At 47.0% G+C, this 17,071-nt stretch carries 30 protein-coding genes; all 30 read right to left on the bottom strand.

Annotated features, from left to right (window positions below; translation table 11 throughout):
* Window positions 1-6: 6 nt before the first annotated feature.
* Window positions 7-627 carry a 30S ribosomal protein S4 gene (gene rpsD, locus C9I99_RS15965; protein WP_107349870.1) on the bottom strand — a complete coding sequence of 207 codons (621 nt, stop codon included), beginning with the start codon at window positions 625-627 and terminating at the stop codon, window positions 7-9.
* Between the two features lie 32 nt (window positions 628-659).
* Window positions 660-1,049 (bottom strand): 30S ribosomal protein S11, encoded by a 390-nt coding sequence (gene rpsK, locus C9I99_RS15960; protein WP_005370963.1) that lies wholly within the window; start codon window positions 1,047-1,049, stop codon window positions 660-662.
* A gap of 21 nt (window positions 1,050-1,070) precedes the next feature.
* On the bottom strand, window positions 1,071-1,427 hold the full coding sequence (rpsM, locus tag C9I99_RS15955; RefSeq protein WP_107349869.1) for a 30S ribosomal protein S13: 357 nt from the start codon (window positions 1,425-1,427) through the stop codon (window positions 1,071-1,073).
* Between the two features lie 145 nt (window positions 1,428-1,572).
* On the bottom strand, window positions 1,573-1,686 hold the full coding sequence (gene rpmJ / locus C9I99_RS15950) for a 50S ribosomal protein L36 (RefSeq protein ID WP_000868186.1): 114 nt from the start codon (window positions 1,684-1,686) through the stop codon (window positions 1,573-1,575).
* Window positions 1,687-1,709: 23 nt separating this feature from the next.
* Window positions 1,710-3,035, bottom strand: a complete 1,326-nt coding sequence (secY, locus tag C9I99_RS15945; protein WP_107349868.1) for a preprotein translocase subunit SecY — start codon at window positions 3,033-3,035, stop codon at window positions 1,710-1,712.
* Between the two features lie 22 nt (window positions 3,036-3,057).
* On the bottom strand, window positions 3,058-3,492 hold the full coding sequence (rplO, locus tag C9I99_RS15940; protein WP_107349867.1) for a 50S ribosomal protein L15: 435 nt from the start codon (window positions 3,490-3,492) through the stop codon (window positions 3,058-3,060).
* 5 nt (window positions 3,493-3,497) lie between these two features.
* Window positions 3,498-3,677, bottom strand: a complete 180-nt coding sequence (rpmD, locus tag C9I99_RS15935; RefSeq protein ID WP_107349866.1) for a 50S ribosomal protein L30 — start codon at window positions 3,675-3,677, stop codon at window positions 3,498-3,500.
* A gap of 5 nt (window positions 3,678-3,682) precedes the next feature.
* The gene (gene rpsE / locus C9I99_RS15930; protein ID WP_107349865.1) at window positions 3,683-4,180 is read right to left on the bottom strand and encodes a 30S ribosomal protein S5; all 498 of its coding nucleotides are present in this window, start codon (window positions 4,178-4,180) and stop codon (window positions 3,683-3,685) included.
* Between the two features lie 12 nt (window positions 4,181-4,192).
* Window positions 4,193-4,546 (bottom strand): 50S ribosomal protein L18, encoded by a 354-nt coding sequence (gene rplR, locus C9I99_RS15925; protein ID WP_068330631.1) that lies wholly within the window; start codon window positions 4,544-4,546, stop codon window positions 4,193-4,195.
* A 9-nt stretch (window positions 4,547-4,555) separates the two neighbouring features.
* Window positions 4,556-5,089 carry a 50S ribosomal protein L6 gene (gene rplF, locus C9I99_RS15920; RefSeq protein WP_036816283.1) on the bottom strand — a complete coding sequence of 178 codons (534 nt, stop codon included), beginning with the start codon at window positions 5,087-5,089 and terminating at the stop codon, window positions 4,556-4,558.
* Between the two features lie 12 nt (window positions 5,090-5,101).
* Window positions 5,102-5,494, bottom strand: a complete 393-nt coding sequence (gene rpsH / locus C9I99_RS15915) for a 30S ribosomal protein S8 (RefSeq protein ID WP_107349864.1) — start codon at window positions 5,492-5,494, stop codon at window positions 5,102-5,104.
* A 38-nt stretch (window positions 5,495-5,532) separates the two neighbouring features.
* Window positions 5,533-5,838, bottom strand: a complete 306-nt coding sequence (gene rpsN, locus C9I99_RS15910; RefSeq protein ID WP_107299061.1) for a 30S ribosomal protein S14 — start codon at window positions 5,836-5,838, stop codon at window positions 5,533-5,535.
* Window positions 5,839-5,853: 15 nt separating this feature from the next.
* A complete protein-coding gene (gene rplE / locus C9I99_RS15905) occupies window positions 5,854-6,393 on the bottom strand; it encodes a 50S ribosomal protein L5 (RefSeq protein WP_107349863.1) in 540 nt (179 codons plus the stop codon).
* A 16-nt stretch (window positions 6,394-6,409) separates the two neighbouring features.
* A complete protein-coding gene (gene rplX, locus C9I99_RS15900) occupies window positions 6,410-6,721 on the bottom strand; it encodes a 50S ribosomal protein L24 (RefSeq protein WP_107349862.1) in 312 nt (103 codons plus the stop codon).
* Between the two features lie 12 nt (window positions 6,722-6,733).
* Window positions 6,734-7,105 carry a 50S ribosomal protein L14 gene (gene rplN, locus C9I99_RS15895; RefSeq protein ID WP_004410450.1) on the bottom strand — a complete coding sequence of 124 codons (372 nt, stop codon included), beginning with the start codon at window positions 7,103-7,105 and terminating at the stop codon, window positions 6,734-6,736.
* Window positions 7,106-7,269: 164 nt separating this feature from the next.
* Window positions 7,270-7,524 (bottom strand): 30S ribosomal protein S17, encoded by a 255-nt coding sequence (gene rpsQ, locus C9I99_RS15890; RefSeq protein WP_107349861.1) that lies wholly within the window; start codon window positions 7,522-7,524, stop codon window positions 7,270-7,272.
* Complete coding sequence (gene rpmC, locus C9I99_RS15885) at window positions 7,524-7,715, bottom strand: 50S ribosomal protein L29 (RefSeq protein WP_107349860.1); 192 nt, start codon at window positions 7,713-7,715, stop codon at window positions 7,524-7,526. Before rpmC ends, rpsQ begins: the two co-directional genes overlap by 1 nt.
* A complete protein-coding gene (gene rplP / locus C9I99_RS15880) occupies window positions 7,715-8,125 on the bottom strand; it encodes a 50S ribosomal protein L16 (RefSeq protein WP_107349859.1) in 411 nt (136 codons plus the stop codon). The genes rpmC and rplP overlap by 1 nt, the downstream gene beginning before the upstream one ends.
* 11 nt (window positions 8,126-8,136) lie before the next feature.
* Entirely contained in the window at window positions 8,137-8,826 is a 690-nt protein-coding gene (gene rpsC / locus C9I99_RS15875; RefSeq protein WP_107299058.1) for a 30S ribosomal protein S3, read from the bottom strand.
* A 19-nt stretch (window positions 8,827-8,845) separates the two neighbouring features.
* Window positions 8,846-9,178 carry a 50S ribosomal protein L22 gene (gene rplV, locus C9I99_RS15870; RefSeq protein WP_007469139.1) on the bottom strand — a complete coding sequence of 111 codons (333 nt, stop codon included), beginning with the start codon at window positions 9,176-9,178 and terminating at the stop codon, window positions 8,846-8,848.
* Between the two features lie 10 nt (window positions 9,179-9,188).
* The gene (gene rpsS / locus C9I99_RS15865) at window positions 9,189-9,467 is read right to left on the bottom strand and encodes a 30S ribosomal protein S19 (protein WP_005302795.1); all 279 of its coding nucleotides are present in this window, start codon (window positions 9,465-9,467) and stop codon (window positions 9,189-9,191) included.
* An 18-nt stretch (window positions 9,468-9,485) separates the two neighbouring features.
* Window positions 9,486-10,310: a 50S ribosomal protein L2 gene (gene rplB / locus C9I99_RS15860; RefSeq protein ID WP_107349858.1), complete on the bottom strand. Its 825-nt coding sequence runs from the start codon at window positions 10,308-10,310 to the stop codon at window positions 9,486-9,488.
* A gap of 18 nt (window positions 10,311-10,328) precedes the next feature.
* On the bottom strand, window positions 10,329-10,631 hold the full coding sequence (gene rplW, locus C9I99_RS15855; RefSeq protein WP_039465430.1) for a 50S ribosomal protein L23: 303 nt from the start codon (window positions 10,629-10,631) through the stop codon (window positions 10,329-10,331).
* Entirely contained in the window at window positions 10,628-11,230 is a 603-nt protein-coding gene (rplD, locus tag C9I99_RS15850) for a 50S ribosomal protein L4 (protein ID WP_107349857.1), read from the bottom strand. Before rplD ends, rplW begins: the two co-directional genes overlap by 4 nt.
* 16 nt (window positions 11,231-11,246) lie before the next feature.
* Window positions 11,247-11,876, bottom strand: a complete 630-nt coding sequence (rplC, locus tag C9I99_RS15845) for a 50S ribosomal protein L3 (RefSeq protein ID WP_107349856.1) — start codon at window positions 11,874-11,876, stop codon at window positions 11,247-11,249.
* Window positions 11,877-11,890: 14 nt separating this feature from the next.
* The gene (gene rpsJ / locus C9I99_RS15840; RefSeq protein ID WP_107299054.1) at window positions 11,891-12,202 is read right to left on the bottom strand and encodes a 30S ribosomal protein S10; all 312 of its coding nucleotides are present in this window, start codon (window positions 12,200-12,202) and stop codon (window positions 11,891-11,893) included.
* 446 nt (window positions 12,203-12,648) lie between these two features.
* Complete coding sequence (gene bfr / locus C9I99_RS15830; RefSeq protein ID WP_107349854.1) at window positions 12,649-13,125, bottom strand: bacterioferritin; 477 nt, start codon at window positions 13,123-13,125, stop codon at window positions 12,649-12,651.
* Between the two features lie 81 nt (window positions 13,126-13,206).
* Entirely contained in the window at window positions 13,207-13,395 is a 189-nt protein-coding gene (gene bfd, locus C9I99_RS15825; protein ID WP_107349853.1) for a bacterioferritin-associated ferredoxin, read from the bottom strand.
* A 238-nt stretch (window positions 13,396-13,633) separates the two neighbouring features.
* Window positions 13,634-14,818: an elongation factor Tu gene (gene tuf, locus C9I99_RS15820; RefSeq protein WP_107349852.1), complete on the bottom strand. Its 1,185-nt coding sequence runs from the start codon at window positions 14,816-14,818 to the stop codon at window positions 13,634-13,636.
* A gap of 109 nt (window positions 14,819-14,927) precedes the next feature.
* Complete coding sequence (gene fusA, locus C9I99_RS15815) at window positions 14,928-17,024, bottom strand: elongation factor G (RefSeq protein ID WP_107349851.1); 2,097 nt, start codon at window positions 17,022-17,024, stop codon at window positions 14,928-14,930.
* Window positions 17,025-17,071 lie beyond the last annotated feature (47 nt).

Below are 17,071 nucleotides of genomic sequence, written 5' to 3'. Positions count from 1 at the left end.
ATAGCCTTACTTAGAGTAAAGCTCGACGATCAGGTGTTCGTTGATGTCGGCAGACAAATCAGAACGTTCTGGAAGGCGCTTGAAAGTACCTTCTAGCTTGCTGCTGTCTACTTCGACCCAAGTCGGTAGTTCACGCTGAGTAGCAACTTCTAGAGCTGCTTTGATGCGTGCTTGGTTCTTAGCTTTCTCGCGAATGCTAACAACGTCGTTTGCCGCTACCTTGAAAGAAGGAACGTTTACGACTTGACCGTTAACTAGGATCGCTTTGTGGCTTACCAACTGACGTGATTCAGCGCGTGTTGCACCGAAGCCCATGCGGTAAACTACGTTATCTAGACGACCTTCAAGAAGCTGAAGCAGGTTTTCACCTGTGTTGCCCTTAATGCGAGCTGCTTCTTTGTAGTAGTTACGGAATTGCTTTTCAAGTACGCCGTAAGTACGACGAACTTTTTGTTTCTCGCGAAGCTGTACGCCGTAGTCTGATAGACGACCGCGACGAGCACCATGCACACCAGGTGCATTGTCGATTTTACACTTGGTATCAATCGCGCGCACACCAGACTTAAGGAATAAGTCTGTGCCTTCGCGACGGCTAAGCTTCAGCTTAGGACCCAAATATCTTGCCATGTTCTTTCTCCAGTTTTCCTAAAAACGAAACGTTATACGCGACGTTTCTTAGGTGGACGACAACCGTTATGAGGGATCGGAGTCGCATCAACAATGTTAGTGATACGGAAACCCGCTGCGTTTAGAGCGCGGATAGTTGACTCACGACCAGGACCTGGGCCCTTAACCATAACTTCTAGGTTCTTAACGCCATATTCTTTGGCCATTTCACCACAACGCTCAGCAGCAACCTGTGCAGCGAACGGAGTAGATTTACGAGAACCGCGGAAACCTGAACCACCTGCAGTTGCCCAAGATAGAGCGTTACCCTGACGGTCAGTAATGGTTACGATTGTGTTATTGAAAGAAGCATGGATGTGCGCAACGCCATCTGCTACTTGCTTGCGTACGCGCTTACGCGCGCGAGTTGGTTGTTTAGCCATTGTACTCTCTACCTTACCCGATTATTTTTTGATCGGCTTGCGCGGACCCTTACGGGTACGAGCGTTGGTTTTAGTACGCTGTCCACGTAGTGGTAGACTGCGACGATGACGAAGACCACGGTAACAGCCAAGGTCCATTAGACGCTTGATGTTCATGGAAACTTCACGACGTAGATCACCTTCTACAGTGTACTTAGCTACACCATCACGCAGTAGATCGATCTGCTCTTCAGTTAGTTCACTGATCTTAACATCTTCAGCAATACCCACTTCAGCTAGAATAGCTTGAGAGCGAGTTTTACCAATGCCGTAGATCGCTGTTAGAGCGATTACAGAATGTTTTTGATCAGGAATGTTAATGCCTGCAATACGGGCCACTATTCACTCCTAGTACTTTTCAAGAATAACCGCTGCAAAGCCCGTCTAGGATACGCAGCGGTGGAACAATTCTTTTGCACACACAAAAGATTGGTTGGCTAATTTAGCCAACCTACCTTCAATTTGCAAGAAATATTTCTGCTAATTAGCCTTGGCGTTGTTTATGCTTTGGCTCACTGCAAATTACACGCACAACACCGTTGCGCTTGATAACTTTACAGTTACGGCAGATTTTCTTAACGGAAGCACGAACTTTCATTGCTAAACTCCGTAATTAGGATCTTAACGGCCTGAGCCCTTAAGATTAGCCTTTTTCAAAACAGACTCATATTGTTGAGACATCAAATGTGTCTGAACTTGAGCCATGAAGTCCATAATAACTACAACTACAATCAGTAGTGAAGTACCGCCGAAATAAAAGCGGACATTCCATGCAATCATCATAAACTCGGGGATCAGACAGATAAAGGTGATATATAACGCGCCAGCCAATGTCAGGCGTGTCATCACTTTATCTATATATTTCGCGGTCTGCTCTCCCGGGCGAATACCAGGTACGAACGCACCAGACTTCTTCAAGTTGTCAGCTGTCTCGCGAGGGTTAAACACCAACGCGGTATAGAAGAAACAGAAGAAAATAATCGCAGCAGCATAAAGCATCACATAAAGTGGCTGACCAGGGCTTAGCGCCAGTGAAATATCACTTAGCCAACCTAGGTTTTCATTCTGACCGAACCACTGAGCCAGTGTACCCGGGAACAGAATAATGCTTGATGCAAAAATCGCTGGAATTACCCCTGCCATGTTGATTTTCAACGGCAGATGAGTGCTCTGTGCAGCAAAGACACGACGGCCTTGCTGACGCTTGGCGTAGTTAACGACGATACGTCGCTGACCACGTTCCATGAACACTACGAAGTAAATGACAGCGAAAGAAATCACTGCAATCAATAGTAGAAGAAGTACGTGCAATTCACCTTGACGCGCTTGCTCCACTGTCTGTCCAATAGCTGGCGGCAAACCTGCAACGATACCAGTGAAAATAATCACAGATATACCGTTACCTATGCCACGCTCCGTAATCTGTTCACCCAACCACATCAAGAACATGGTACCGGTAACCAAACTGACGACCGCAACAAAGTAGAATCCAAGGCCAGGGTTAATAACCAGACCCGGAATCATACTTGGTAACCCCGTTGCAATACCAATTGCTTGGAAGGTTGCCAAAACAAGCGTGCCGTAACGGGTGTACTGGCTAATCTTACGACGACCAGACTCCCCTTCCTTCTTCAACTCGGCTAATGCCGGGTGAACAACCGTTAGCAACTGGACAATGATCGATGCCGAGATATACGGCATGATACCCAGAGCTAAGATGGAAGCACGCTCAAGTGCACCGCCAGAGAACATGTTAAACAGTTCAATGACGGTACCCTTTTGCTGTTCGAACAGATCGGCAAGTACAGCAGCGTCAATACCAGGAATAGGCACAAAAGAGCCTGCTCGGAAAATTAAGATAGCACCTAAAACGAATAATAGGCGAACCTTAAGCTCTGCTAGGCCACCTTGGGCGCTACGAAAATCTTGTCCTGGTTGTTTAGCCATCTGTACCTCATCCTCGAGTTAATTATTCCTCGATTTTACCGCCTGCAGCTTCGATAGCAGCTTTAGCGCCTTTAGTAACGCGTAGACCTTTAACTGTTACAGTGCGAGCAATCTCACCAGAAAGTACAACTTTCACGAACTCGATGTTCTTAGTGATTAGGTTCGCAGCCTTAAGAGTTTCAAGACTTACTACGTCACCTTCAACTTTCGCTAGTTCACCTAGACGAACTTCAGCTGTTACAAGGCTCTTGCGAGAAGTAAAACCGAATTTTGGTAGACGCTGTTTCAAAGGCATTTGACCGCCTTCGAAGCCTGGACGTACAGAACCACCTGAACGTGATTTCTGACCTTTGTGACCACGGCCACAAGTTTTACCCAGACCTGAACCGATACCACGGCCTACGCGCTTCGCAGAAGGCTTAGAACCAGCAGCCGGAGATAGAGTATTCAAACGCATACTGATTACTCCTCAACTTTAACCATGTAGAAAACTTTGTTGATCATACCGCGTACGCACGGTGTGTCTTCAAGTTCTACAGTGTGGTTGATGCGACGAAGGCCTAGGCCACGCAAAGATGCTTTATGCTTCGGCAAACGACCGATAGAGCTCTTTGTTTGGGTTACTTTAATAGTTTTAGCCATGTCGATTACTCCAGAATTTCTTTAACAGAAAGACCACGCTTAGCAGCGATCATTTCTGGAGAGTTCATTCCACTTAGACCGTCAATTGTTGCGCGAACAACGTTGATTGGGTTAGTAGAACCGTATGCTTTAGCTAGTACGTTACGGATACCCGCAACTTCTAGCACTGCACGCATTGCACCACCGGCGATGATACCAGTACCTTCTGATGCAGGCTGCATGTACACTTTAGAACCAGTGTGGCGACCTTTAACAGCGTGGTGTAGAGTACCGTCGTTTAGTGCAACTGTAACCATGTTACGACGTGCTTTTTCCATCGCTTTCTGGATTGCAGCAGGAACTTCACGTGCCTTACCGTAACCAAAACCGATGCGACCGTTACCGTCACCAACTACTGTTAGTGCAGTAAAGCTGAAAATACGTCCGCCTTTAACCGTCTTAGATACACGGTTAACAGCGATCAGCTTTTCATTCAAATCTGATTGTGTTTTTTCGTTAGCCATCTTCCGCCTACCTTAGAATTTCAGACCAGCTTCACGAGCAGCTTCTGCTAGAGCAGCTACACGGCCGTGGTATTGGAAACCAGAACGATCGAATGCAACGTTAGAGATGCCTTTTTCAATCGCGCGCTCAGCAATAGCTTTACCTACAGCTGCAGCAGCGTCTTTGTTACCAGTACTCTTAACCTGTTCGCGAATCGCCTTTTCTACGGTAGAAGCGGCAGCGATTACCTCAGAGCCATTTGGTGCGATTACCTGAGCGTACACGTGACGTGGAGTACGGTGTACAACTAGGCGAGTTGCGCCCAGTTCAGCAATCTTACGACGTGCTCGGGTCGCACGACGGATACGAGATGCTTTCTTATCCATAGTGTTACCTTACTTCTTCTTAGCTTCTTTAGTACGCACGATTTCATCGGCGTAACGAACACCTTTGCCTTTGTAAGGCTCAGGGCTACGGTAAGCGCGAATATCAGCCGCTACTTGACCAACAACCTGCTTATCAGTACCAGTTAGTACGATTTCAGTTTGTGATGGACATTCAGCTTTGATACCTGCTGGTAATTCGTGCTCAACTGGGTGAGAGAAGCCTAGAGTTAGCGCTACAGAGTTGCCTTTAATGGCAGCACGGTAACCTACACCCTTCAAAGTAAGCTTCTTAGTATAGCCTTCAGTAACACCAACAACCATGTTGTTAACTAGTGCACGAGCAGTACCTGCTTGAGCCCAAGCCTTATCGAATCCTTCACGAGGACCGAAAGTGATGGTGTTTTCTTCCTGGGACAATACAACTGCTTCGTTGATAACGCGAACTAGTTCGCCCTTACCACCTTTAACAGTGATTTCCTGACCGTTGAGTTTAACTTCTACGCCGGCAGGAATAACTACTGGTGCTTTTGCAACACGAGACATTTCCTACTCCTATTATGCTACGTAGCAGATAATCTCACCGCCAAGACCCGCTTTGCGAGCAGCGCGGTCGGTCATAAGACCCTTGGAAGTGGATACAACAGCAATACCAAGGCCACCCATCACTGATGGAAGAGCATCTTTTTTCTTGTAGATGCGCAGACCAGGACGTGATACACGTTGGATTTGCTCGATAACTGGGTTAGCTTCGAAGTACTTAAGAGTAACTTCTAGCTCAGGCTTAACTTCACCAGATACAGTGTAGTCAGCCACGAAACCTTCTTCTTTAAGAAGAGATGCGATAGCAACTTTCATTTTTGAAGATGGCATTTTAACAGCAACTTTTTTCGCTGCCTGACCGTTACGAAGACGGGTCAGCATATCCGAGATCGGATCTTGCATGCTCATAAGTCAATACTCCGTGATTCTAAATGGGATAACTGGGATTACCAGCTAGCCTTACGCAGACCCGGAATCTCGCCTTTCATGCAAGCTTCACGAACCTTGATACGGCTAAGACCAAACTTACGTAGGTAGCCGTGTGGACGTCCAGTCTGGTTACAGCGGTTACGCTGACGAGACTTCGCAGAATCACGTGGTAGTGACTGAAGTTTAAGCACTGCATTCCAGCGATCTTCTTCAGACGCATTCACGTCGCTAATTAGAGCTTTTAGTGCCGCACGCTTTTCAGCGAACTTTACTGCTAGCTTGGCACGTTTAGCTTCGCGTGCCTTCATTGATTCTTTAGCCATTAGTAACCCTTACTTTTACTTACGGAATGGGAAGTTAAAAGCAGACAGTAGAGCATGAGCTTCTTCGTCAGATTTAGCAGAAGTTGTGATAGTGATATCAAGACCACGTACACGATCTACTTTATCGTAATCGATTTCTGGGAAGATGATCTGCTCACGAACGCCCATGCTGTAGTTACCACGACCATCGAATGATTTCGGGTTTAGACCACGGAAATCACGAATACGAGGTACAGCAATTGAAATTAGACGCTCAAAGAAGTCCCACATGCGTTCGCCACGTAGAGTTACTTTACAGCCGATAGGGTAGCCCTCACGGATCTTAAAGCCAGCAACAGACTTACGAGCTACAGTGATTAGCGGCTTCTGACCTGCAATAGCAGTCATGTCAGCAGCAGCATTCTCTAGAAGCTTCTTGTCGTTGATCGCATCGCCCACACCCATGTTAAGTGTGATCTTTTCGATCCTTGGGACTTGCATGATACTCTGGTATTCAAACTTTTCAGCAAGTTCTTTAACTAGAGTCTCTTTGTAGTAATCATGCAGTTTCGCCATTGTACTACTCCAAAAATTACTTGATAGTTTCGCCAGTCGATTTGAAGAAACGAACTTTTTTGCCGTCTTCGAATCGGAAGCCTACACGGTCCGCGTTACCTTCACCGTTAACGATTGCAACGTTAGAAGCGTCAATTGCTGCTTCTTGTTCAACGATGCCACCTTGTACGCCCATAGCCGGTACCGGCTTCTGGTGCTTTTTAACAAGGTTGATACCTTCAACGATTACTTTACCGGTTGCTAGAACCTTGGATACTTTACCTTTCTTACCTTTATCTTTACCAGTAAGAACGATAACTTCGTCGTTACGACGGATTTTAGCTGCCATTTGCGTTACTCCTTACAATACTTCAGGCGCAAGTGAAACGATCTTCATGAACTTATCGCCACGAAGCTCACGAGTCACTGGGCCGAAAATACGAGTACCGATAGGTTGCTCAGTGTTGTCGTTCAACAATACGCAAGCATTACGGTCAAAGCGAATGACAGAGCCATCTGGACGACGTACGCCTTTACGAGTGCGCACAACCACCGCTTTCAGAACGTCACCTTTCTTAACTTTACCGCGAGGAATTGCTTCCTTAACAGTAACCTTGATGACATCACCGATATGTGCATAGCGACGGTGTGAACCACCCAGAACCTTAATACACATTACGCTACGAGCGCCGGAGTTATCGGCTGCATCAAGCATACTTTGCATTTGGATCATGTTAGTGCTCCGCTAATTTTAAACATCTTGACCCATTACGAGCCGATTTGCCTTTTCTTCAAAGGCGGCGAATATTAACACGCTTTTCGGACGATGGGTAGACAAAAAATGAACGGCCCCAAAACTTTTTCGGGGCCGTTATGTTAAATCGTAGTTAAGTTCGCTTAGATGCGAGCTTTTTCAACTACGCGTACCAGTGTCCAAGACTTAGTCTTAGACAGTGGACGGCACTCACGAACCTCAACGGTATCGCCTTGGCGACATTCGTTGTTTTCGTCATGTGCGTGAAGTTTAGTCGTGCGAGTGATGTACTTACCGTAAATCGGGTGCTTCACTTTACGCTCGATAGCAACAACAATAGACTTATCGCCTTTGTCGCTAACAACACGACCAAGCTGAGTACGAATTTGATCGCTCATTATGCGCCAGCCTTCTCAGTCAGAACGGTTTTAACACGTGCGATATCGCGACGTACTGATTTCAGAGTGTGAGTCTGCTGCAGTTGACCAGTTGCAGCCTGCATACGCAGGTTGAACTGCTCGCGCAGTAGGTTCACAAGCTCAGCATTCAGCTCTTCAACGCTTTTAGCGCGCAGATCTTGTGCGTTCATCACATCACCGCCTTAGTTACGAATGTTGTCTTGATAGGTAGCTTACGTGCAGCAAGTTTAAATGCTTCACGTGCTAGCGCTTCAGGAACACCATCCATCTCATACAGAACTTTACCAGGTTGGATTTGTGCTACCCAGTACTCAACGTTACCCTTACCTTTACCTTGACGAACTTCAAGAGGCTTAGATGTAATTGGTTTGTCTGGGAAGATACGAATCCAGATTTGGCCCTGACGTTTGATATGACGAGTCATAGCACGACGTGCCGCTTCGATCTGACGAGCAGTTAGGCGACCACGGCCAACAGCTTTAAGACCAAATGTACCGAAGCTTACGTCAGTACCGTTCGCTAGACCGCGGTTACGACCTTTAAAGGCCTTGCGGAATTTAGTGCGTTTAGGTTGCAGCATCAATAAACTCCTTATTTACGGCCTTTGCGCTGCTTCTTAGGCTTGTCAGCCTTAGGCTCTTCAACCGGCATACCGCCTAGAACTTCACCTTTGAAGATCCAAACTTTAACGCCGATAACACCGTATTGGGTGTGAGCCGAAGAAGTTGCGTAATCAATGTCAGCACGAAGAGTGTGTAGAGGTACACGACCTTCACGGTACCACTCAGAACGTGCAATTTCAGCGCCGCCTAGACGACCACTTACTTCTACTTTGATACCTTTAGCGCCAAGGCGCATGGCGTTTTGAACTGCACGCTTCATAGCGCGACGGAACATAACGCGACGCTCTAGCTGAGACGAAATGCTGTCTGCTACTAGTTTGCCGTCTAGCTCAGGCTTACGTACTTCTGCGATGTTGATCTGTGCTGGAACACCAGCGATCTTTGAAACGCGAGCACGTAGTTTCTCAACGTCTTCACCTTTCTTACCGATAACAACGCCTGGACGAGCAGTGTGAATAGTCACACGGATGCTCTTAGCAGGACGCTCGATAACGATACGTGAAAGAGACGCTTTTGCTAGTTCCTTAGTAAGGAACTGACGTACCTTGAAGTCGCCGTCTAGGTTGTCAGCGAACTCTTGGCTGTTAGCAAACCAAGTGGTATTCCATGGCTTAACGATGCCAAGACGAATACCATTAGGATGTACTTTTTGACCCATTGCTTTCTCTCCTAGTCTTTTAGCGGTCTGCTACAACAACAGTGATGTGGCTAGAACGCTTCAAGATGCGATCGGCACGGCCTTTAGCACGAGGCATAATACGCTTCATGGTAGGACCTTCGTCAACGAAGATTTTAGCTACTGATAGATCATCAATATCTGCGCCTTCGTTGTGTTCTGCGTTAGCGATAGCTGACTCTAGAACTTTCTTGATTAGATCAGCAGCTTTTTTGTTGCTGAACTGAAGAATTTCTAGAGCTTGAGCAACTGGCTTACCGCGCAGTTGATCTGCAACCAAACGAGCTTTCTGCGGCGAAATGCGAGCAAAGCGATGTTTAGCGATAGCTTCCATTACTTACTCCTTAGCGCTTCTTAGCTTTCTTATCCGCAGCATGGCCACGGTAAGTGCGTGTTGGTGCAAATTCGCCTAGCTTGTGACCGATCATTTCTTCAGAAACGAAAACAGGAACGTGCTGACGACCATTATGGACAGCGATGGTCAAACCGATCATCTGAGGGATGATCATTGAGCGACGGGACCAAGTCTTTACAGGCTTCTTGTCACCGCTTTCCAACGCTTTCTCTACCTTCTTCAGCAAGTGTAGGTCAATAAATGGACCTTTCTTGAGAGAACGTGGCATGGCGTATCCTCTTTAAAATTACTTGTTACGACGACGTACGATGTACTTGTCGGTACGCTTGTTCTTACGAGTCTTGTAACCCTTAGTTGGAACACCCCAAGGTGTAACAGGGTGACGGCCACCAGAAGTACGGCCTTCACCACCACCGTGTGGGTGGTCAACTGGGTTCATTACAACACCACGTACAGTTGGACGAACACCGCGCCAACGTGAAGCACCAGCTTTACCTAGCTCACGTAGCATGTGTTCTGCATTACCAACTTCACCTAGGGTCGCACGACCTTCAGAAAGAACTTTACGCATTTCACCAGAACGTAGACGTAGAGTCACATAAGTGCCTGCACGTGCAATGATCTGAGCGTATGCACCAGCTGAACGAGCCAGCTGAGCACCTTTACCAGGCTTAAGTTCAACACAGTGTACGGTTGAACCTACTGGGATGTTGCGCATTGGTAGTGTGTTACCAACTTTGATAGCAGCATCTGCGCCAGACTGGATAGTGTCACCAGCCTGAATACCTTTAGGTGCGATAATGTAGCGGCGCTCACCGTCTGCGTACAGAACTAGAGCAATATTTGCGCTACGGTTTGGATCGTATTCTAGACGCTCAACTTTCGCTGGGATACCGTCTTTAGTACGTTTGAAATCGATGATACGGTAAGCATTTTTGTTACCACCACCGATGTGACGTACTGTAATACGACCGTTGTTGTTACGACCACCTGACTTAGATTTTTTCTCAGTTAGTGGTGCGTACGGCTTACCCTTATGCAGGTCAGAGTTTACCACTTTAACTACGTGGCGACGACCTGGGGAAGTCGGCTTACATTTTACAATAGCCATTCTTCTTTGCTCCTAGCCTTACTCTGCACTACCAGCGAAGTCGATGTCTTGACCTTCTTTCAGGATAACGTAGGCTTTCTTAACGTCTGAACGACGGCCTTGACGCATACCTTGACGCTTGGTCTTACCCTTAGTGATAAGAGTATTTACAGACTTAACTTCAACCTCGAACAGTTTTTCAACTGCTGCTTTGATCTCTTTCTTTGTCGCATCTTTAGCTACTTTGAATACGATAGTGTTACCGTTTTCAGCAGCCATAGTTGCTTTTTCAGAGATGTGCGGAGCACGTAGAACTTTTAAAATACGCTCTTCAGTGATCATGCTAGCATCTCCTCAACTGCTTTAACTGCTGCTGCAGTCATCACAACTTTATCGAAAGCGATCAAGCTAACTGGGTCAATTGCCTTCGCGTCACGTACGTCTACTTTGTATAGGTTACGTGCAGCTAGGAATAGATTCTCATCTAGTTCGCCAGTTACGATCAGCGCATCAGTTAGCTCAAGCTCATTAAGCTTAGCTACTAGCGCTTTAGTTTTAGGTGCTTCTACAGAGAACTCATCAACAACGATTAGACGCTCTTGACGAACAAGCTCAGAAAGAATGCTCTTCATAGCACCGCGGTACATTTTCTTGTTAACTTTCTGGCTGTGGTCCTGTGGACGAGCAGCGAAAGTTACACCACCGGTACGCCATAGCGGGCTACGGATTGTACCTGCACGAGCGCGACCTGTACCTTTCTGGCGCCATGGTTTAGCACCACCACCAGAAACGTCAGAACGAGTCTTCTGAGCACGAGTACCTTGACGAGCACCTGCTGCAAAAGCAACAACTACTTGGTGTACAAGCGCTTCATTGAAGTCACGCCCAAAAGTAGTTTCGGAGACAGTTAGCGCATCAGCGCCTTTGACTACCAATTCCATTACTAACTCCTCGACGTTACGCTTTAACAGCTGGTTTGACGATCACGTTGCCACCTGTTGAGCCTGGTACTGCACCTTTAATAAGAAGCAGATTACGCTCAGCGTCAACACGTACGATCTCTAGGTTTTGAGTCGTTACACGCTCAGCACCCATGTGACCAGCCATTTTCTTGCCTTTAAATACGCGACCTGGAGTTTGACATTGGCCAATTGAACCCGGAGCGCGGTGAGACAAGGAGTTACCGTGAGTCATATCTTGAGTACGGAAGTTCCAGCGCTTAATAGCACCTTGGAAACCTTTACCCTTAGATGTACCAGTAACGTCTACTTTTTTAATTTCGTTGAACAGCTCAACAGTTAGCTCAGCGCCAACAGCGAACTCTTCGTTGTTCTCTAGACGGAATTCCCAAAGACCGCGACCTGCTTCAACACCTGCTTTCGCAAAGTGGCCAGCTTCTGGCTTAGAAACACGGTTAGCTTTCTTTGAACCAGTAGTTACCTGGATTGCGTTGTAGCCGTCAGTTTCTACAGATTTAACCTGAGAAACGCGGTTAGCTTCAACTTCAACCACAGTTACTGGGATAGAAACGCCATCTTCGGTAAATACGCGGGTCATGCCCACTTTACGACCGATTAGACCAATCATTCTCTTATCTCCTCTTAACCTAGGCTGATCTGGACATCAACGCCAGCAGCTAGATCTAGACGCATAAGAGCGTCAACAGTTTTGTCTGTTGGCTCAACGATGTCGATAAGGCGCTTGTGAGTACGAATTTCGTACTGGTCACGTGCGTCCTTATTAACGTGAGGAGATACAAGAACAGTGAAGCGCTCTTTACGAGTAGGTAGTGGGATTGGACCCTTAACCTGCGCGCCAGTACGCTTAGCTGTTTCAACGATTTCCGCAGTCGACTGATCGATCAAGCGGTGATCGAACGCCTTAAGGCGGATACGAATACGTTGGTTCTGCATGAGACAGAGCTCCAATAATAAAAATTACACAAACAATATCGCCACTCAACCTCGTATAGACGAGAGAATGCCGATTGATTTATGTGAACGTAGTATCCCTATCGGATACATTGTCAGTCAATTTAATGACTGCGAACATAAGTCAGAGTATACATTTACAAGCTGCTCTGCAGCTTCTTCCTCAACGCTTATTGGTTCACAACCGCAGTTACGAGGACTATATCCTCAGGCAGTGGTGGGCATTATACAGATCACAGTTTCGAACGCAACCCTTGTCGGAAAATTAAACAAAGGTGAGGCTAAGGTGTTGTTGGACGGCGATGGGCGATGGGCGATGGGCGATGCATTATCATAGGCACCCCCACCAAAATACAATAATTGAAACCGTTGTTTCGTGTTATGCCACTTGCCTATGGCCGATAGCCAAGCGCCATCACTCCCCTACCCTAATCCTCATCGACAATTTGGGCCTGGTTGTAATTGGCTATACCCATTTTCTCAATCAATCCAAGCTGGGTTTCCAGCCAGTCGACGTGCTCTTCTTCATCTTCCAGGATATCTTGGAACAAATCGCGTGATACATAATCCCTTACCTCTTCTGAGTAAGCAATGGCATCACGCAGATCCGGAATAGCGGCCATCTCCAATGCCAAGTCACACTCGAGCATCTCCTGAGTATCTTCGCCGATATTGAGCTTGCCGAGATCTTGCAAGTTGGGCAACCCTTCGAGAAACAGGATACGTTCGATTAAATGATCCGCGTGGTTCATCTCGTCTATCGACTCGTGGTATTCCTTGTCGGCAAGGTGCTTCAACCCCCAATCTTTGTACATACGGGCATGGAGAAAATACTGATTGATGGCGACCAATTCGTTGCCGAGGACTTTGTTGAGGTGTTGGATGATTTTCGGATCCGCTTTCATTACAAAACACTCCTCTGTCAGTTCACATAAGCATAGAACCGATTAGAGGAGTGTCAAAAGACTCGATATGATCAGCCGCCGTTAGCTGGCTTTTTTATACTGGATAAACGTGACTTGCTCGAGCACTTCCTTCGCCTGGCGGATACACTTTCCACATTGAGAGCCAAGGGGAGTCACTTGGCGGATCCCGCGAATGGTACTGATCCCATACTGCTCAGCAAGCTTCATGATTTTTTTATCGGAAATTCCGTGGCACAAGCAAATGTACATCGTCTTACCATCATCTTAATACAATGGACAGAATATAAACAAGAATGGTTTGCATTACCAGTCGCAAGTATGGCAACTGTTAGAACAATTATCAATAGGAATACTGTGTTTATGCTTTTATAGAATATAACGACAGGGGGGGATGCAAAGTTAGGCAGGAGTGTGTTTTGGCAGAGAGTAGAAAACAAAAAGGGAGCCGAAGCTCCCTTTTTTAGTACAGAGTGTGTACTAAGCGTTATTAAGCAACGATAGTTGCAACAACACCAGCACCAACTGTACGGCCACCTTCACGGATAGCAAAACGTAGACCTTCGTCCATCGCGATAGGTGCGATTAGAGTAACAGTCATAGAGATGTTATCACCAGGCATTACCATTTCTACGCCTTCAGGTAGCTCGATAGTACCTGTTACGTCAGTTGTACGGAAGTAGAACTGTGGACGGTAACCTTTGAAGAAAGGAGTGTGACGACCGCCTTCATCTTTAGAAAGAACATAGATTTCTGAAGTGAAAGTAGTGTGTGGAGTGATTGAACCTGGCTTAGCAAGAACCTGACCACGCTCAACTTCGTCACGCTTAGTACCACGTAGAAGAACACCAACGTTCTCACCAGCACGGCCTTCGTCAAGAAGCTTACGGAACATCTCAACACCAGTACAAGTAGTTGTAGTAGTGTCTTTGATACCGATGATTTCTACTTCGTCACCTACAGTGATGATACCTTGCTCAACACGACCAGTTACAACAGTACCACGGCCCTGGATTGAGAATACATCTTCGATAGGAAGGATGAATGGTAGATCGATTGCACGCTCTGGCTCTGGGATGTAGTTATCTAGAGCTTCAGCTAGTTCAACAATCTTGTCTTCCCACTCTTTCTCGCCGTTTAGAGCGCCAAGAGCAGAACCCATGATTACTGGGCAGTCATCACCTGGGAAGTCGTACTCAGAAAGAAGTTCACGAACTTCCATCTCAACTAGCTCTAGAAGCTCTTCGTCATCAACCATGTCACACTTGTTCATGAACACGATGATGTAAGGGATACCAACCTGACGGCCTAGTAGGATGTGCTCACGAGTCTGAGGCATAGGGCCATCAGTTGCAGCAACAACTAGGATACCACCGTCCATCTGAGCAGCACCAGTGATCATGTTTTTAACGTAATCGGCGTGTCCTGGGCAGTCTACGTGTGCGTAGTGACGAGATGGAGTATCGTACTCTACGTGAGAAGTAGAGATTGTGATACCACGCTCGCGCTCTTCTGGAGCGTTATCGATAGATGCGAAGTCTTTAGCTTGACCACCGTACACTTTTGCAAGCGTAGTACAGATAGCAGCAGTTAGAGTAGTTTTACCGTGGTCAACGTGGCCGATAGTACCAACGTTTACGTGCGGTTTTACGCGTTCAAATTTTTCTTTAGACACGATCGTGTTCCTTCCTAGTTGTGATACGCCCCATTGACAAAATTATGGGACGTGCCAGAAGTTGCTATTTTATGCGCCAACAGCCATCGGCGCAATATAGATCTTGCGATTAACCACGCTCGGCGATGATAGCATCGGCGACATTCTTTGGAACATCAGCGTATTGGCTGAATTCCATTGAGTATGACGCACGACCCTGGGTCGCTGAACGCAGGTCAGTTGCGTAACCAAACATTTCCGAAAGCGGTACTTTGGCACGGACAATTTTCAGGCCAGCAGGGCCTTCGTCCATACCTTCGATCATGCCGCGGCGACGGTTAAGGTCACCAACAACATCACCCATCCAATCTTCCGGAGTGGTTACTTCAACCTTCATCAATGGCTCAAGAATAACAGGTTGAGCTTCTAGCGCACCCTTCTTGAAAGCCATAGAGCCGGCAATCTTAAATGCCATTTCGTTGGAGTCAACGTCATGGTAAGAACCGTCGAACAAGGTCGCTTTGACATCCATTACAGGATAGCCTGCAAGCACACCGTTGTTCATCTGCTCTTCGATACCTTTTGAAACAGCACCAATGTACTCTTTCGGTACCACACCACCAACGACTTCATCCACGAACACGAAACCTTCATCAGGTTCCGATGGTTCGATTTTCAGCCATACGTGACCATACTGGCCGCGACCACCTGACTGGCGCACAAATTTCCCTTCCACTTCCGTTTTACCACGGATAGTTTCACGGTATGCCACCTGAGGTTTACCAACGTTACATTCAACGCTGAATTCGCGCTTCATACGATCTACGATGATATCTAAGTGAAGTTCACCCATACCTGAAATCAAGGTTTGACCCGATTCCTCGTCGGTTTCGACACGGAACGATGGATCTTCTGCCGCCAGTTTACCTAGCGCAATACCCATTTTTTCTTGGTCAGCCTGAGAACGAGGCTCAACAGCAATTTGGATAACAGGCTCTGGGAATTCCATGCGCTCAAGAACCACTTTATGGTTTTGGTCACATAGCGTGTCACCGGTAGTGACATTCTTCAGGCCGATCGCCGCTGCGATATCACCGGCACGGATTTCTTTCACTTCTTCACGTTTGTTCGAATGCATCTGTACGATACGTCCAAAACGCTCGCGTTTTTCTTTTACAGAGTTGTAGACGGTGTCGCCAGTATTTACAACTCCAGAATAAACACGCATGAAGGTCAAGGTGCCAACGAATGGGTCGGTTGCGATTTTGAACGCTAGCGCTGAAAATGGTTCGTCATCGCTTGAATGGCGCTCAACGTCGTTACCGTCTTCGTCTTCACCGCGGATAGCTTTCACTTCCGTTGGCGAAGGCAGGAATTCAATCACTGCATCAAGTACAGCCTGAACACCTTTGTTTTTAAATGCTGAACCACAGGTTGCCAGCACGATCTCATTCGCTAGCGTACGCTGGCGAAGACCGGCTTTGATTTCCGCTTCAGACAGTTCACCTTCTTCAAGGTACTTGTCCATCAGCTCTTCAGTTGCTTCCGCCGCTGATTCAACCAGGTTCTGACGCCATTCCTCAGCAAGTTCAACCATGTCAGCTGGAATCTCTTCATAGGTAAATGACATACCCTGATCAGATTCACTCCAGTTGATAGCCTTCATCTTGATAAGGTCAACAACGCCTTTAAATTCTTCTTCAGCACCAATATTCAATTGAATAGGCACTGGATTCGCACCAAGACGGTTTTTGATCTGGTCAACAACACGAAGGAAGTCAGCACCAGCACGATCCATCTTGTTGACGAAAACCATACGCGGTACTTCGTACTTATCAGCCTGACGCCAAACGGTTTCAGACTGAGGCTCAACACCCGAAGATCCACAGAAAACAACAACAGCACCGTCTAGTACACGCAATGAACGCTCTACTTCGATAGTAAAGTCAACGTGTCCAGGGGTATCAATGATGTTTACGCGGTGTTCTGGGAACTGAGCTTCCATACCACGCCAGAAGGTTGTAGTCGCAGCAGATGTGATGGTGATACCACGCTCCTGCTCCTGCTCCATCCAATCCATGGTAGCTGCGCCGTCGTGAACCTCACCAATTTTGTGAGATAAGCCTGTATAAAACAGGATACGCTCGGTAGTTGTTGTTTTACCGGCGTCAACGTGAGCACAAATACCGATGTTACGGTAGCGCTCGATAGGCGTTTTACGAGCCACGGCAGTATCCTCTTACTAAGGGGGTCCTTAGAGTATGGTTTAGGCGC

The sequence above is a fragment of the Photobacterium lutimaris genome (genome assembly GCF_003025555.1).
Classification (GTDB): domain Bacteria; phylum Pseudomonadota; class Gammaproteobacteria; order Enterobacterales; family Vibrionaceae; genus Photobacterium; species Photobacterium lutimaris.
This window is presented reverse-complemented; position numbering and strand designations above follow the sequence as displayed.